Consider the following 376-nt stretch of genomic DNA (forward strand, 5'->3'; position numbering starts at 1 on the left):
CCCGCCGTGGGCGTCCGGACCGGGGACGTACCCCATCGCGGGCATTCCGGCGGCCGCACCGCCCGCGGAGAACTGCACCCCGCGCTCGATGCGGTCCAGCCGGGCCATCAGGGAGCGCTCGTCGCCGTACGCGGCGGGCAGCAGCACGCGCGCGCAGATCAGCTCCAGCTGAAGCCGGGGCGAGGTGGCGCCGCGCATCTCGGTGAGGCCCTCGTTGACGATGTCGGCGGCGCGGCCGAGCTCGGCGGGCCCGAACGTGCCGGCCTGCGCCTGCATGCGCTCGAGGACGTCGGCGGGGGCGTCGATGAGGCCCTTGTCGGCGGCGTCGGGGACGGCGGCGAGGATGACGAGGTCACGCAGCCGCTCCAGCAGGTCG

The 376-nt window shown here is 76.1% G+C and carries 1 pseudogene; it reads right to left on the reverse strand.

Features of this window, described 5'->3' with window-relative positions:
• Positions 1-376 (reverse strand): annotated as a pseudogene (locus tag CCN29_RS35950) (DNA polymerase III subunit gamma and tau); the annotation flags it as partial.

It is taken from the genome of Streptomyces pseudogriseolus (genome assembly GCA_002154585.1).
GTDB classification, from domain to species: domain Bacteria; phylum Actinomycetota; class Actinomycetes; order Streptomycetales; family Streptomycetaceae; genus Streptomyces; species Streptomyces pseudogriseolus.